The following is a 14423-nucleotide window of genomic DNA, read 5'->3' as shown; positions in this document are numbered from 1 at the left end:
GCAATGAGCGGAGACACTGCGGTAGCACCGGGGCATGCCCGGCGGATTTCCCAATCGACGGGCATATTGCCCGAGATCGCGGCACGCGCCGAGGCCACCATCGCGATCCGCCATGACCTGCACCGCCACCCGGAGCTGGCCTTCGAGGAGCACCGCACCAGCGCCCGTGTGGCCGAGTTGCTGCAGCAGTGGGGCTATGAGGTGACCACCGGTCTCGGCGGCACCGGCGTGGTCGGCACGTTGCAGCGTGGGCAGGGCAGCCGTCGGCTGGGGCTGCGTGCGGACATCGATGCCTTGCCGATCCACGAAGACTCGGGGCTGGCCTACGCCAGCCAGACCGACGGCCTGATGCATGCCTGCGGCCATGATGGTCACACCGCCATCCTGCTGTCTGCCGCGCATTACCTGGCCCATCACGGCACTATCGACGGCACCTTGCAGCTGGTGTTCCAGCCAGCCGAGGAAACCGGCTCGGGTGCATCGAAGATGATTGCCGACGGCCTGTTCGAGCGCTTCCCGGTGGATGCGATCTATGGGCTGCACAACTGGCCCGGCGTACCGGTCGGCCACTTCGGCTTCGTCGACGGCCCGGCGATGGCGTCGGTCGACTGGGCGCGGCTGAAGGTGATCGGCAAGGGCGGCCACGGTGCCGAGCCGCAGGGCAGCGTGGACCCGATCCTGGTCGCCGCGCACATCATCACTTCATTGCAGAGTGTGGTGTCGCGCAATGTCGACCCGCGGCAGATGGGCGTGGTCACCGTCGGTTCGATCCACGGTGGGCAGGCCGCCAATGTGATTCCGGACGTGGTCGAGCTGAAGCTGACCGTGCGCGCCTACCTGCCCGAGTTGCGCGACACGCTGCGCCGCCGGGTGACCGGGATTGCCGAGCAGACCGCTGCCGCTTTCGGGGCACGCGCCGAAATCGAGTTCCCGCGTGGCTTCCCCAGCGTGATCAACCACCCGCAGCAGACCGCCTACATCCGCGACGTGGCCGTGCAGGGCTTCGGCCACGAACAGGTGGTGCCGGAGTTCGCGCCGCGCACCGCCAGCGAGGACTTCGCTTTCCTGTTGCAGGCGCGGCCCGGGAGTTTCGTGTTCGTCGGCAACGGCGACAGCGCGCCGTTGCACAGCCCGCGCTATGTGTTCAACGACGCGGCCATCGCACCGGCCGCCAGCCTGTGGGCGCGACTGGCCGAAGACTATCTGGTGAAGGACGTGGCATGAGCAGCAACGAACGCTTCCTCTATACCTCGGTGGATGATCCATTGGCGCGGCCGCTGTTCGATGGCCTGGAGCAGGAGTACGACAGCCGCTACGCCGACGTGCGCCGACGCATCGGCGGCAGCGCCCGCGAGGAGCTGCAACGCTATCCGGCGCAGGCCTTCGCGGCGCCGGTAGGCGCGTTCGTGCTGCTGCTGCGCGATGGTGTGGCGATCTCCGGCGGCGCCTTCATGCCGCACCGCGATCCGGACACCGCCGAATTCAAACGCATCTGGACGCTGCCCGGGCTGCGCAGGCAGGGCATCGCGCGTCGCGTGCTTCAGGAACTGGAAGACCAGGCGGCGCGGCAAGGGTACCGTCGGGTGTTCCTGACCACCGGCTTCCGCCAGCCTGAAGCCGTCGGCCTGTACCTCAGCCACGGCTATACCGCGCTGTTCGACCTGCAGGCCGACCCGGAAACCATCGCGCATCTGCCGTTCGAGAAGCATCTACGTGCGCCGGCGCCAGTGCTTTCGCCGTCGCAGACCGTGTTGCACGGAGCCCACGCATGAGCACGCCTTCGACTGCGCTGGATGGCATTGCCGCACCCCCCGCGCCAGCACCGGCGCTGAAGATCGTGCCGGCCCGGCATCCGCTGCAGGTGGTCGGAACCCTTCTGGCGTTGGCGTTGATCCTGATCGGGCTGCAATCGGTGCTGGGCAATCCGCGCTGGGGCTGGGGCACGTTCGCCGAGTGGTTCTTCGCGCGCCCGGTGCTGGAAGGCCTGGGTCGCACGCTGCTGCTGACCGCACTCGGTACTGGCCTCGGTTTCGCGCTGGGCACCTTGCTGGCGTTGGCCCGCGTGTCCGGCTCGCCGCTGCTGTCGGCGGTGTCGTGGGGCTATGTATGGCTGTTCCGTTCGATCCCGCTGCTGGTGCTGTTGCTGCTGCTGAACAACCTGGGCTACCTGTACAGCACCATCGAACTGGGCGTGCCGTTCACCGGCATCAGCCTGTTCTCGTACCCGACCACGCAGCTGATCGGCGTGTTCACCGCCGCAGTGCTGGGCCTCACCTTGAATCAGGCCGCGTTCTCGGCCGAAGTGATCCGTGGTGGCATCCTCTCGGTCGACCATGGCCAGTACGAGGCGGCAGCGGCACTTGGCCTGCCGCGTGGCCGCCAGGTGCGCCGCATCATCCTGCCGCAGGCGATGCGTTCGATCCTGCCGGCCGCGTTCAACGATGTGATCGGCCTGGCCAAGAGCACCTCGGTGGTCTATGTGCTGGCGCTGCCGGAGCTGTTCTACACCGTGCAGGTGATCTACCGCCGCAATCTGGAAGTGGTGCCGCTGCTGATGGTGGCCACCGTCTGGTACCTGGTGATACTTACCGTGCTGTCGCTGTTGCAGCGGCGCGTGGAGCAACGCTTCGCGCGCGGCCAGCTGCAGCGCGAGCGCTCGGTGTCGCGGGTGTCATCGCCCCCGCGTGTGCAGAGCGAAGCCGCACCGCGCGCAGCAAGCCGCCCGCGTATCGCCCCCCAGGTTGAAGCGGGCGAGGGCGCGGCGGTGTCGCTGCATGGCGTAGGCAAGGTGTTTGGCGACCAGCCGGTGCTGGAAGACGTGAACCTGGACCTGCGCGCCGGCAGCGTGACCGTGCTGATCGGCCCTTCGGGCGCCGGCAAGTCCACGCTGCTGCGGCTGATCAACCACCTGGAACGCGCCGACGGCGGTTACGTGACTGTCGGCGGCCAGCTGATCGGCTACCGCCGCGAGGGCGACACCCTGTACGAGCTGCCCGAGCGCGAGATCCGACGCCGCCGTGCAGAAGTGGGCATGGTGTTCCAGGGCTTCAACCTGTTCCCGCACCTGACCGCGCTGGAGAACATCATCGAGGCACCGATCGCGGTGCGTGGCGTGCCGCGCGCGCAGGCCGGGCAGCAGGCGCGCACGCTGCTGGAACGGGTCGGCCTGGCCGACAAGGCCGATGCCTTCCCGCGCCAGCTGTCCGGTGGCCAGCAGCAGCGCATCGCGATTGCCCGCGCGCTGGCGCTGCAGCCCAAGGTGCTGCTGTTCGACGAACCGACCTCGGCGCTGGACCCGGAACTGGTGGCCGAGGTGCTGAGCGTGATCGAGGAGCTGGCCCGCTCCGGCACCACGCTGGTGATCGTCACCCATGAGCTGAGCTTCGCCCGCCGCGTGGCCGACCACGTGGTGATGATGGACCAGGGCCGGGTGATCGAGCAGGGCACGCCCGAGGTGCTGTTCGAACGCCCGCGCCAGCAGCGCACCGCCGATTTCCTGGCCAAGACCCTGTAACCGAGAAAGGAACACCATGAGCCCTGCAGCACCGCGTCGTCCCTCACGCAGCACCCTGTTGATCGTGGGCGTGCTGGTCATCGGCATCACCGGTATCGTCTATTCGCGCGTGCGGCAGGCACCGGATGCCGGCACCGTGGCCGCGACCAGCCTGGCCGGTGCGAACACGGCGGTGTTGAAAGGCACGTTCGATCCAGAGGCGCAGTCATTGATCCCCAAGGGGTATCGCTTCGTCACGCCCGGGTCGTTCACCGTGGCCACCCATCCAGGGCAGCTGCCGCTGGCCGACTACGGGGCCGACAGCAAGGACGTTGTGGGCATCGAGCCCGACATCGCGCGCCTGATCGCCGATGCGCTGGGCCTGAAGCTGGTGATCGTGCCGGTGGCCTGGGCCGACTGGCCGCTGGGTCTGGAATCAGGCAAGTACGATGCGGTGCTGTCGAACGTGACGGTTACCGAAGAGCGCAAGAAGAAGTTCGATTTCTCCAGCTACCGTTTCGACCTGCTGGGCATCTACACGCGCGCAGACGGGCCGATCCAGAAGATCGAGAAGCCGGCCGATGTGGCCGGGCTGAAGGTGGTGGTGGGTGCCAGCACCAACCAGGACCAGATCCTGCGGCAGTGGGACCAGCAGAACATCGCGGCGGGATTGAAACCGGTGGAGTACCAGTACTTCGATGACGCCGTGGTCGGGCGGCTGGCGGTGATCACCGGCCGTGCCGATGTGTCGTTCGAGCCCAACGCCACCGGCGCCTATTCCGCACGCGACGGTAAGGTGCGGCGCGTCGGCCTGTTCCCCGGTGGCTGGCCGAACGCTGCGGCGATCTCGGTGACCACGCGCAAGGGCAGCGGCCTGGCTGATGCAGTGACGCAGGCGCTGAACACCCAGATCGCCAGTGGCACCTACGCGCAGGCGCTGAAACGGTGGAATGTGGCCGAGGAAGCCGTGCCGCAGTCGCAGACCAACCCGCCGGGATTGCCGACGTTGCAATGACACCGGGCGTGGCCCGGCGCGACCTCCGCTTTTGTAGAGCCGAGCCATGCTCGGCTGCTTTACCAACGCGCCTCCAGCGTTCTGAACGGTTTCGCCAGGCGCACGCCCTCGGCGTCGAAGTCGGAAACGCTGCGTCCGTCCACACGCACCGTCTTCGGCATCGTGCGCGCCGGCCACCAGACCTTCACCGCCGTTCCGCCGCGCAGCCCTTTGCCAAGCCCCACCTTCAGCACCCCGTCGCGCTGCCGCGCCTGCATCTGCAATGCGCCATACGCCGTCGGCAGGCGTTCCACCGCCAATCCATTCCCCGCCACCCACGAAGGCGGTGTGCCCGGCAGCAGCGAGAGCGCATCATCGTCTTCGCGCATCAGCATGCCGAACAGGGTGCGGCCGTATTCGGCGCCGATCCAGGTATGCGGCATGTCGCCGAGGTAGCGCGGGAAGCGCAGCCGTGAATGCACTACTTCGGCCAGCACCTGCCATTCAAGCGGGCGCCGGTCATGAAGCAGGCCCTGCAGCAGCTCGTCAGCCACGTCTGGCTGGCCCAGGTGCACATAGCTCAGCACGTTGCGGATCTCGTACGGCGTGTAGGCATACAGCGCACCGGGCTGGCTGCGCTTGCGCACGTCTTCCAGGTAGCGGGCGAAGGTGGTCCGCAACGCATCTGCCGGCAACACGCTCTGCGCGCCGGTCGGGTCCAGGGCGATCGACACGCCGGTGGGGTCACCATCGCCAAGATCGGCCGATGACGGAATGAAGTCGATGCCCTTCCACGCCATCGTTGCGCGGATCGAGGCACGCAATGCGTCGTACAGCGCTTTGTACTGCTCGCGCGCCCAACGGGCGGTTTCGTGGTCGCCCAGCGCCTCGGCCAGCCACGCGCCGTCGTGCCACCCCTTCAGGCCCCAATAGTCATCCCAGTAGCTGTGGGTGGGTGATGGATAGCCCTCATGGCTGATCGATGGTGCAAGGATGCCCGCAAAGCGTTCCGGGGCAGGCTGGTCAGCCTTGTAACCGGGCACCAGCGTGCGCTCGCGCAGTTCCTGCAGGAAGTGCAGCGCGGCCTTCACCTTCGGCAGGTAGTCACGCACCGACTCGGGTCCGCCATCCAGCCGTGCAACGTCGGCGACCAGCGCCACGTACTGGCCCTGGCTGTCGTACTCGATGTCCGAACCGAAGCCGGTGTTGACGCTGCCATCGTCATTGAGGATCGGCGAGACCAGGCCGTTGGCATGTACGCCGTGTTCGCTGTACCAGGCCAGGTAGTCGCGCGCGACCTTGGCCTCGCCCATGCGCAGCAGCACGGCCGAGGTGGCCATGCCGTCGCGGATGAAGGAGCGGTTGTAGTTGCGCGGGCCGGGCTGCATCGCCGGGCCGGTCTGGTTGATCAGCATGTAGGCGGCCTGCGCGCGCAGCATGTCCACCAGTGATGGGTCGGGCAGGCGCAGGCCGACCTGGCCCAGCCGTGCCTGCCAGTCCGCGGACGCCTGCGTGGCCAGTGAATCGAACGCCGCATTGGCATCGCGGGGAAGCGTGGCCAGATCCAGCGCAGGCGCTTCGGGCAGCACGCCATTGGCATCCGCGGCGGCGGTGCCCAACGGGAACGCGACCACGATGGCATCGCTGGTTCCCGGCGCCAACGAGACGCGGTAGTCCAACGCAGCCGAGGCAAGACCCTGGTCATCATGCGCCTGTTGCGCGGAAGGCAGTTGGCCGGCAGCGATGTCCGCGGTGATTTCCGTGGCGCCATCCCTGCCGAACGGCGCCGCGCCGGACGCAGCCACTGGCGTGAGCGAGTGCAGCAGCGTGCGGCCATTGATGCGCACGGATTGCCTGTCGATGGCCACATCGCGGATCGGCGACAGCCCGCCGTTCTGCCATGGCGGGTTCATCTGCATCGGGCGCACGACCAGGCTGAGCGTGCCGTCGATCCGGGTTTTTCCGGTGTTGTGCAGGCGATGACGCAGGAACGTTACCGGCTGGCCGTTGCGCTCGATGGCGAATACCTCGCTGCGCAACTCCAGCCCGGGCTGCGGTGACCACGTAGCGGAGGGCATCGGCTTCCAGCCATCCCGCAGCGCGTGCTGTATCGGCTGTCCTGCCGCGCCAGCGGCGCGGCCGTCAGCACTTCGCCAGATCGGCTGCACCAGTGGCGCGCCCTTGAAGGCTTCCAGATTGCCGTATTCGTCGAAGATCGACTTCTGCCGGCCTGCATGCACGCCCACTGCGGTCCAATAGGTCTGCTGCATCTGCAACGACGCCGGGAACAACGCGCGCTGCGCGCCGCTGGCAGCGATCTGGTAGCGCTTCATCGGCGTCATCACGGCTTTCGGGCCGAGCAGGCGCAGGCGCGCGATCTGCGGTGCAGCGCCGTCCACGCTCAGGCGGAATGTACGTAAGGGTTGTGCTGCAGTGGCGGCCAGCCAGCTTTGTCGATGATTGGCCGCTTGTGCATCGTGTGCGAGGTCCTGCCAACGGCCCTGTGCATCCTGCACCTGCAGTCGCGCGGCGCCGCGCGCGCCATCGGCCCAGTCGACGACCAGGCCAGCCGTTGATTGGGCCCGCGGCAGCGTGATCTCGAACGTATGGGATCCATTTGCCCCGGCCGGCATCGCGACGGTGCCGCCGCCTTGCCAGAGCGCCGCTGCCTGCGTTGCATCGATACCGCTGATGCGTGCGCTGAGCGTGCTGTCCAGTGGCTCCATCTCGAAGATCGACACGCCCCAATCGGAGGTGCGCTGCGGGCTGGCCAGCCGCAGGTAGCGTGCCTGCCGCGGCGCGAAGTACAGCGTTTCCACGTCGCCCAGCGAATCGGCCATCGTGTACGCGGTCTGCCACTGCGTGCCGTCCAGCGAGGCCTGCAGTGAATAGCCTTCCGGATTGGAGACATCCCAGGTAAGGCGCGCACCGGCCAGCAGGGTGGGCGCGCCCAGATCGATCTGGAACCAGTGGCCGGGGCTGAAGGCGCCGCCGGTCACGGTCTTCGGGTCGCCGTCGATCAGGTGGCCGATCGCCATCGCCGGTACCTGCTGCGAGGAACTGCTGGCCTGCCATTGGTTGCGCGGGGGGAGGGTCTGTGCCTGTGCGTTGGAGGCCAGGGCGGCCAACAGCAGGGCGGCGGCAGATCGCCATGGGATAGCTGAGCGGGAGACCTTGGAGCGTTCGGCGCGCAACGTCATTACAGACAGCCTCGCAGGTTCGACCGGAATCGGGCGAGCGCTACGCTAGCAAGGGATGTAATCGGTTACATGACGCACTGCAGCGCCGCAGGCCGCTTCCGTGGTTGACGCAGCCGAGCATGGCTCGGCTCTACATGGCTTCCGGCAGGTCAAACGGCATCCCCCGCTAAAGCTCCACCGTCTCCCACCATCGCGTACCCGCCTGCGGCGCCTGCATGTCCAGTGCTTCGCCCATCATCGGCGTGGCCACCGGCACGTTCTTTGCGGCCGCCAATGCCGTGATGCGCTCGAACGGCTGCTGCCATGCGTGCAGGGCCAGGTCGAAGGTGCCGTTGTGGATCGGCAGCAGCCACTTTCCGCGCAGGTCCAGGTGCGCCTGCAGGGTCTGTTCCGGCTGCATGTGCACGAACGCCCAGCGCGGATCGTAGGCGCCGGTCTCGATCATGGTCAGGTCGAACGGTCCGTACTTCTCGCCGATGGCCTTCAAGCCATCGAAGTAGCCGGTGTCGCCGCTGAAGAAGATGCGGAAGTCGCCGTCCTGGATCACCCATGACGCCCACAGGCTGCGGTCGCTGTCACCCAGCCCGCGGCCGGAGAAGTGCTGGCCCGGGGTCGCGGTCAAGCGCAGGCCACTGGCTTCAGTCGACTGCCACCAGTCCAGCTGTTCCACCTTGCTGGCGTCCACACCCCATGCAATCAGCTGGTCGCCGACGCCGAGCGGTGCGATGAAGCGCGCGGTCTTGCCGGCCAGCTGCATTACCGCGGCATGGTCGAGATGGTCATAGTGGTTGTGCGAGAGGATCACGCCGGCGATGGGCGGCAGTTCGTCGATGCTGATCGGCGGTGCGTGGAAGCGCGCCGGCCCCATCCACTGCACCGGTGAGGCGCGCTCGGAGAACACCGGGTCGGTCAGCCAGTACTGGTCACGCAGCTTCAGCAGGATCGTGGAGTGCCCAAGCCGGAACAGGCTGCGATCCGGCGCAGCATCCAGGGAGGCGCGGTCCAGCGGCTTCACCGGAATCGGGTGGGCGGGCACGGTGCCCTTGGGCTTGTTGAACAGGAACGTCCACCAGATCTCCGCACCGTCGCGCAGGCCCATCGCCGGACGGGGCAGGGCATTGCGGAACTTGCCGTCGCGGTACTGCGGCGAATCGGGGAAGTCGGGGAGGGACCAGGACTTGCAGAAGGTGTAGGCGGTCACGGCGAGGATTCCAAGCAGGAGGACAAGGAGCAGGCGCTTCATGGGTGACGTCCGCTGGGTACACTGCACAGTGTAGTTTCGCATTTTTCAAAAGTACACTACCGGGTGTAAAATGGTGGCGTCCGTTCAGCTATCCGGTCTCCGCCATGCCCCGTGCCCCACAACGCCTGACCGACCGCAAACGCGAGGCCATCGTGCGCGCGGCGGTGGAGGAGTTCCGTGCATCGGGCTACGAGGCGACCAGCATGGACCGCATCGCCGAGGTGGCCGGGGTCTCCAAGCGCACCGTCTACAACCACTTCCCGAGCAAGGAAGCGCTGTTTTCGATGATCCTGGAGGAGCTGTGGGAACGCAGCGTGGCCAGCGACGCACTGCCGTATCGCGCGGACCAGCCGTTGCAGGCGCAGCTGCTGCAGTTGCTGGGCCAGAAGCTGGAACTGCTCAGCGATGCCAACTTCATCGACCTGGCACGGGTGGCGATGGCCGAGGTCATCCACTCACCGGAGCGGGCGCAGGCCATCGTCTGCCGCATGGGCGAGAAGGAAAGTGGCGAGAGTGCGTGGATCCGCGCAGCGATCGCCGATGGCCGGTTGCGAGAGGTTGATCCGGAATTCGCCGGCCACCAGCTGCATGGGCTGGTGAAGAGCCTTGCGTTCTGGCCGCAGGTGACGATGGGGCAGCCACCGTTGACCGCGCAGGAACGCGCACGCGTCGCCGAATCGGCGGTGGCCATGTTCCTGGGTTTCTACGCGGTCTAGCTGGCGGCGAAGCGACGGAACTCGTCGGCCGGCAGTGCGGCCGAGTACAGATAGCCCTGGCCGACATCCACGCCCAGCGCGCGCAGGTGCTGTTCCTGCGCCAGGGTTTCGGTCCCCTCGGCCACCACGATCGCGCCGCAGCGGTGCGCGACTTCGACGATGAAGCGAACGATCGACTGCGACTTGGCGTCGGACAGCGTGGCGATCAACGCCTGCTCGATCTTGACCTCGGCGATGGCCAGCTGCGAAAGCAGGATCAAGGTCGAATAGCCCGCGCCGAAATCATCCAGCGACAGGGTGACTCCGGCGGCCATCAGCTGTGCGATGTTGGCATCGACCACATCGCGCTCGACGATTTCGGTCCACTCGACGATTTCCAGGCGCAGCATCGCGCCGGGGATGTCGTGCAGCTGCAGCAGTTCCTGCAGGCGCAGGCCGAATTCGGGCAGGCGCAGGGATTCGGCTGACACATTGACTGCGATGGTCAGCGCCGCGCCGTCCTGCCGGCAGTGCTGCAGGAAGTGCACCGCCGACTGCAGCGTGGCCCATTCCAGGTCTGCCAGCCGGCCCTGCCGGCGCAGCAGCGAGATCACCCGCATCGGTGCAATCGGCCGGCCTTCGCCATCGCGCATGCGCAGCAGCGCTTCGGCGCCGACCAGCTGGCGGTCCTGCAGGCGATGCTTGGGCTGGTAGCACAGCGGTGCGTCGCCCTGCTGCAGCCAGCGTTCGAGGGCGACTTCGATCAGGGCGTCGATCTCGCCGTCGCGCTGGATCGGGTCGTCGAAGAACACGACGCCGGATTCGATCGCGCTCAGTGCCACGGTGATCGCGCGGAACGGAAGATGTCCTTCGTCGGCATCAACGGGGGGCTTCAATTCAACCACCGCACAACGGAACAGTGGCCGGAAGCCAGGCCAATCGCGGCCGACCCGATCGGCCAGGTTGCTGGCCAGCTCGGTGATCTGCGGTTGTATGCGCAGTTCGGACAAGGTCATGCCGCGCACCAGGATCGCCAGCGCGGCATCACCGAACTGGTAGACCTCCACGTCGTCCACCGCCAGCGATGGCAGCAACCGGTGGACGTCGGCCGGTGTATCGCGCTGCCACAGGCCGTTGTCCTGCAATGGCCCGTAGCGCAGGCGCAGATCGCGCAGGTTGCCCATCTCGGCCACGATCAGGCAGGCCTTGCCGATGCCGTCGTTGTCGCGCCAGTACCGCTGCAGGCGTTCACCGAGCGCACGCATGTTGGGCAGGCCGCTGATCGGATCGATGCGCAGCCACGCCTGTTCGCGCTGGCGCTGCGCATCGATCTGGGCATCGTTGTAGACCAGCGCGAACACTGCGCCGAGTACCAGCAGCGAGACCGGCAGTGCCAGCACGCGCTGGATTGCCAGTTCGGCCACCGGTAGTTGATCGGCCCCAATGATCGCCACACCCAGCGCCAGGCCCAGAGCGGTCATCCCGATACGCACGGACCACGCCTGCAGGATCATGCGTGGCGAGAGTTCGTTGAGCATGCGCGGGTGCAGGCGCCTGCGCAGCCAGACGCCGGCCACCATCTGCAACACGGCCTCGAGGCTGGCAGGCAGGAAGAACTGGGTGCCGACGAACTGGTAGCGGGCGAGCAGGGCGGCGGCCAGGCAGGCCAAGCCGCCGCGCCAGCCACCGAGCAGGCCACTGACCAGCAGGATGTCGAAGCCGAGGTGCAGCTTGACCACACCCTGGGTGTAACGGGCCACGAACCAGGAATTGAACAGGTAGATCAGGCCCAGCGCTACGCCGACATACAGGCGCCGTCCTTCAATGGCGTGCCCGGCGCGACGGGTGGCGATCAGCAGCACGCCGATCATGCCGATCACCGCCGTGGCCTGCAGCAGGTACAGCGGCAGGCTGGGCAGGGCGCTGTCCAGGACCTGGGCCGAGACCCGTGAAAGCGCATCCATAGCAGGTTCCCGCCTGTGACCGACGGCCAGTGACGAGCAGGGTAAACCACAGGCGCCTGTGCGGCCACCAAGGGCCAGGCCAAGGTCCCTGCGGTCAGTAGCGCGGGTCGGCGATGGCGGGCAGCACCAGTTCGCGCACGAAGGAGGACGGTGACAGCTGCAGCAGGGTGCGTACCATCGCCACGACATCATGGACCGGAACCAGTGCGCCGTCGCCGCGCGCTGCGGCGTCCGCTACCGGCACTGACAGTGCATCGTCGGTGTTGAGGTAGCCCAGCTGCAGGCTGGTTACCGCCAGGCGCCGATCCCGGAAGCCTTCGCGCAGCGCATCGGCGATGCCGTTGAGCGCGAACTTGGATGCGCCGAACGCCACTTCCGGGCGGCCGCTGCGCGGCAGCGCCGAGGTCGAGCCGGTCAGCACCAGCTGTGGACGTGCTGCGCCCAGTACCCTCGGCAGCAGGCGCCGCAGCAGCACCAGGGTGGCGGTGATGTTGACGTCGACCAGCTGGGCAAGCGCGGCATCGCTTTCGTCGAGGAAGGCGTACTCGTCGCTGAAGGCCGTCTCTTCCCAGATGCCCAGGTTGTGGATGAGCACATCCAGATCGGCCGGCGCCTGCGCTGCGATGTGATTGGCAGCAAGTGTGGGCTGGGACAGATCCGCTTCGATCCACTGCAGGGTGACGCCCTCGGGGCATTCAAGGTCGTGCGGGCGGCTGCGCGAAACGCCGATGACGGTGTCGCCCGCACTGCACAGGCCTTCGACGAACGCTCGACCGAGGCCCCTGCTGGCGCCGATGACCATCAATTTCATGTTGCTTCCTTGTTGTGCTGCGGCGGCCTCAGTCGGTCGCCAGAATGGTGTCCCAATCGGCGAACGCGCGCAGGCCGCTGCGTCCGGCGGTGATGATCGAGGCGGTGTTGTCGAGCTGGCAACGGTATTGCGGCTGCAGCCCGGACGCCCGCGCGGACACGGCCATGGCGTGTACCAGCTGTCGCGCGTGACCGCGACCGCGGGCCTCGGGCAGGGTCAGTACGCCCATATCGGCGAAGGCTGGATCCAGGCTCCAGGGGTACATGCTTCCCGCAGCGACCAGGCGCTCGCCGTCGAAGGCACCGAACACCTGCCAGTGATCCAGCTCGACCCATGCGGCATCGAGATCGTCCTCGCTGGCGGTGGCCTGGAACGCGTTGAACGCTGCCGCGTCGGTCGCGCCGAGGCGGCGGATATGTGGTGGGGCAGGGTGTTCGGCGAGGGCGGCGAGTGTTGCGGTGGGGAAGTAGAAGACACGATCCGCGCCGTGCGTATGCTGGCCGAGCTGCTGCAAGCGCTGTTGCAGCTGCGCCAGTGTCCAGTGCGGTTGCGCACGCAGTTGCAGGCGAGCGGCCAGGGCAGGACGCAACAGCGCTCGGGCGGGGCCCGCGACCGGCTGTAACAGCATGCCGTCCTCACCCTCATCGACATCATCGCTGCACGCCAGGTGCAGCTGCGGCCCCTGCTGCAACGTGCGCTGGCCGGCGAACACGCGTTGCCAGGCAGCATCGATCAACGGGGAAATCGCATCATCCATGACAAACGGTTCGCTCAGTGTCGGGGCAGTTCAACCTGCAGGCCTGCGGCCTTCCATTCGGGATAGCCGGCGGCCAGTCGCTGCGCGCTGAGGCCGGCTTCGCGCAGCATCATCACTGCATCGTTGGACAGCACGCAGTAGGGCCCGCGGCAGTACGCGACAATGTGGACGGCGCGCGGCAGTTCGTCCATCCGCGCGTGCAGTTCCGTAGCGGGAATGTTCAGCGCGCCGGGCAGGTGCCCCAGATCGAATTCCTCGCGCGGCCGCACGTCCAGCAGTACCACGCTGTCGCGTTGCTCCAGCAGCTGCTCGACGGTCAGCCCTTCCAGTGCATCGCGGCGCTGCAGGCTGTCGGTGAGGACGCCCTGCATTTCGCTGCGCTGGTGGTCGGCATAGTCGCGCAGCGCGGCCAACAGGTTGGCTAGTGGGCCGTCAGCGCTGCGGTAGAGGATGCGCTTGCCGTCACGGCGGGTCTGCACCAGGCCGGCACGACGCAGCTGCTGCAGGTGCTGGGAGGTATTGGCCACCGACAGGCCGCTCAGTTCGGCCAGGCGCTCGACCGCACGCTCGCCCTGGGCGATGTGCTCCAGCAGGGCCAGGCGGTGCGGGTGGCCCAGGGTGCGGGCGATCTCGGCCAGCGCTTCCAGCGCGGACGGCGGCAGCTCGGTTGCAGCGTTCATGCCGGGCACGCTAGCATCGCTCTATCATTCAAGCAAATAATTGAAGGTGGGCGGAATGAGTGGCTGGGCGACGACATTGGTGATCGATGCGGTAGTGATCGGCGTGGGCGCGACCGCGCTGATGGATCTGTGGGCGTTGCTGCAGTGCAGGCTGCTCGGCATTCCGTCGCTGGATTTTGCGATGGTCGGCCGCTGGCTCGGCCACCTGCGGCGTGGGCGCTTCCGCCATGAGGGCATTGGTCGTTCGCTGCCGGTGGCCGGCGAGCGCGCGCTGGGGTGGACCGCGCATTACGTGATCGGTGTGGTCTTCGCCGCGGTGTTGCTGGCCGTGGTCGGGAACGGTTGGGTGCAGGCACCGACCCTGTGGCCGGCGCTGGCCTTCGGCATTCTCAGCGTTGCGGCGCCGTTCTTCATTCTGCAGCCGGGCATGGGCGCCGGCATTGCCGCTTCGAAGACCCCGGCGCCTGGGAAGGCGCGGCTGCGCAGCCTGGTGGCACACAGCGTGTTCGGCGCAGGCATGTACCTTTCCGCGCTGCTGTTGGCCGGGGTCCGTGCAGGATGAGCGAGAATCCGTGGGTCACCGGCA

The 14423-nt window shown here is 67.3% G+C and carries 12 protein-coding genes; 6 read left to right on the top strand and 6 right to left on the bottom strand.

Annotation, left to right across the window (positions count from 1 at the left end; all coding sequences use genetic code 11):
• The first annotated feature begins 3 nt into the window (after positions 1-3).
• From AC5P6H_RS08020 to AC5P6H_RS08005, 4 genes are read left to right on the top strand one after another with little or no spacing between them, the layout of a single operon-like run.
• Positions 4-1224 (top strand): amidohydrolase, encoded by a 1221-nt coding sequence (locus tag AC5P6H_RS08020; protein ID WP_197605070.1) that lies wholly within the window; start codon positions 4-6, stop codon positions 1222-1224.
• Positions 1221-1772: a GNAT family N-acetyltransferase gene (locus AC5P6H_RS08015; RefSeq protein WP_014646902.1), complete on the top strand. Its 552-nt coding sequence runs from the start codon at positions 1221-1223 to the stop codon at positions 1770-1772. The genes AC5P6H_RS08020 and AC5P6H_RS08015 overlap by 4 nt, the downstream gene beginning before the upstream one ends.
• Positions 1769-3514 carry an amino acid ABC transporter permease/ATP-binding protein gene (locus AC5P6H_RS08010; protein WP_495202491.1) on the top strand — a complete coding sequence of 582 codons (1746 nt, stop codon included), beginning with the start codon at positions 1769-1771 and terminating at the stop codon, positions 3512-3514. Before AC5P6H_RS08015 ends, AC5P6H_RS08010 begins: the two co-directional genes overlap by 4 nt.
• 16 nt (positions 3515-3530) lie before the next feature.
• Positions 3531-4508, top strand: coding sequence for an ABC transporter substrate-binding protein (locus AC5P6H_RS08005; RefSeq protein WP_014646904.1), 978 nt, complete (start codon positions 3531-3533; stop codon positions 4506-4508).
• 59 nt (positions 4509-4567) lie between these two features.
• Here AC5P6H_RS08005 and AC5P6H_RS08000 read toward each other — a convergent pair whose 3' ends face one another.
• Both AC5P6H_RS08000 and AC5P6H_RS07995 read right to left on the bottom strand, forming a co-directional pair.
• Positions 4568-7687: a galactose-binding domain-containing protein gene (locus AC5P6H_RS08000; RefSeq protein ID WP_495202490.1), complete on the bottom strand. Its 3120-nt coding sequence runs from the start codon at positions 7685-7687 to the stop codon at positions 4568-4570.
• Positions 7688-7853: 166 nt separating this feature from the next.
• On the bottom strand, positions 7854-8930 hold the full coding sequence (locus AC5P6H_RS07995) for an MBL fold metallo-hydrolase (RefSeq protein WP_495202489.1): 1077 nt from the start codon (positions 8928-8930) through the stop codon (positions 7854-7856).
• 104 nt (positions 8931-9034) lie between these two features.
• Between AC5P6H_RS07995 and AC5P6H_RS07990 the strand changes: the two genes are divergently transcribed.
• Positions 9035-9646, top strand: coding sequence for a TetR/AcrR family transcriptional regulator (locus tag AC5P6H_RS07990; RefSeq protein WP_495202488.1), 612 nt, complete (start codon positions 9035-9037; stop codon positions 9644-9646).
• On the opposite strand, the gene AC5P6H_RS07985 is transcribed toward AC5P6H_RS07990, so the two are convergent.
• The 4 genes from AC5P6H_RS07985 to AC5P6H_RS07970 all read right to left on the bottom strand — a co-directional run bounded on the left by AC5P6H_RS07985 (position 9643) and on the right by AC5P6H_RS07970 (position 13837).
• Complete coding sequence (locus tag AC5P6H_RS07985; protein ID WP_495202487.1) at positions 9643-11589, bottom strand: EAL domain-containing protein; 1947 nt, start codon at positions 11587-11589, stop codon at positions 9643-9645. The genes AC5P6H_RS07990 and AC5P6H_RS07985 overlap by 4 nt on opposite strands.
• 94 nt (positions 11590-11683) lie before the next feature.
• A complete protein-coding gene (locus AC5P6H_RS07980) occupies positions 11684-12400 on the bottom strand; it encodes an SDR family NAD(P)-dependent oxidoreductase (RefSeq protein ID WP_014646909.1) in 717 nt (238 codons plus the stop codon).
• Positions 12401-12428: 28 nt separating this feature from the next.
• Complete coding sequence (locus tag AC5P6H_RS07975) at positions 12429-13157, bottom strand: GNAT family N-acetyltransferase (protein WP_495202486.1); 729 nt, start codon at positions 13155-13157, stop codon at positions 12429-12431.
• 14 nt (positions 13158-13171) lie between these two features.
• Positions 13172-13837, bottom strand: coding sequence for an ArsR/SmtB family transcription factor (locus AC5P6H_RS07970; RefSeq protein ID WP_041863356.1), 666 nt, complete (start codon positions 13835-13837; stop codon positions 13172-13174).
• Between the two features lie 55 nt (positions 13838-13892).
• Between AC5P6H_RS07970 and AC5P6H_RS07965 the strand changes: the two genes are divergently transcribed.
• Positions 13893-14399, top strand: a complete 507-nt coding sequence (locus AC5P6H_RS07965; RefSeq protein ID WP_053494450.1) for a DUF2938 domain-containing protein — start codon at positions 13893-13895, stop codon at positions 14397-14399.
• Positions 14400-14423 lie beyond the last annotated feature (24 nt).

The organism is Stenotrophomonas sp. YJH_SMC_110 (genome assembly GCF_059369255.1).
This window is presented reverse-complemented; position numbering and strand designations above follow the sequence as displayed.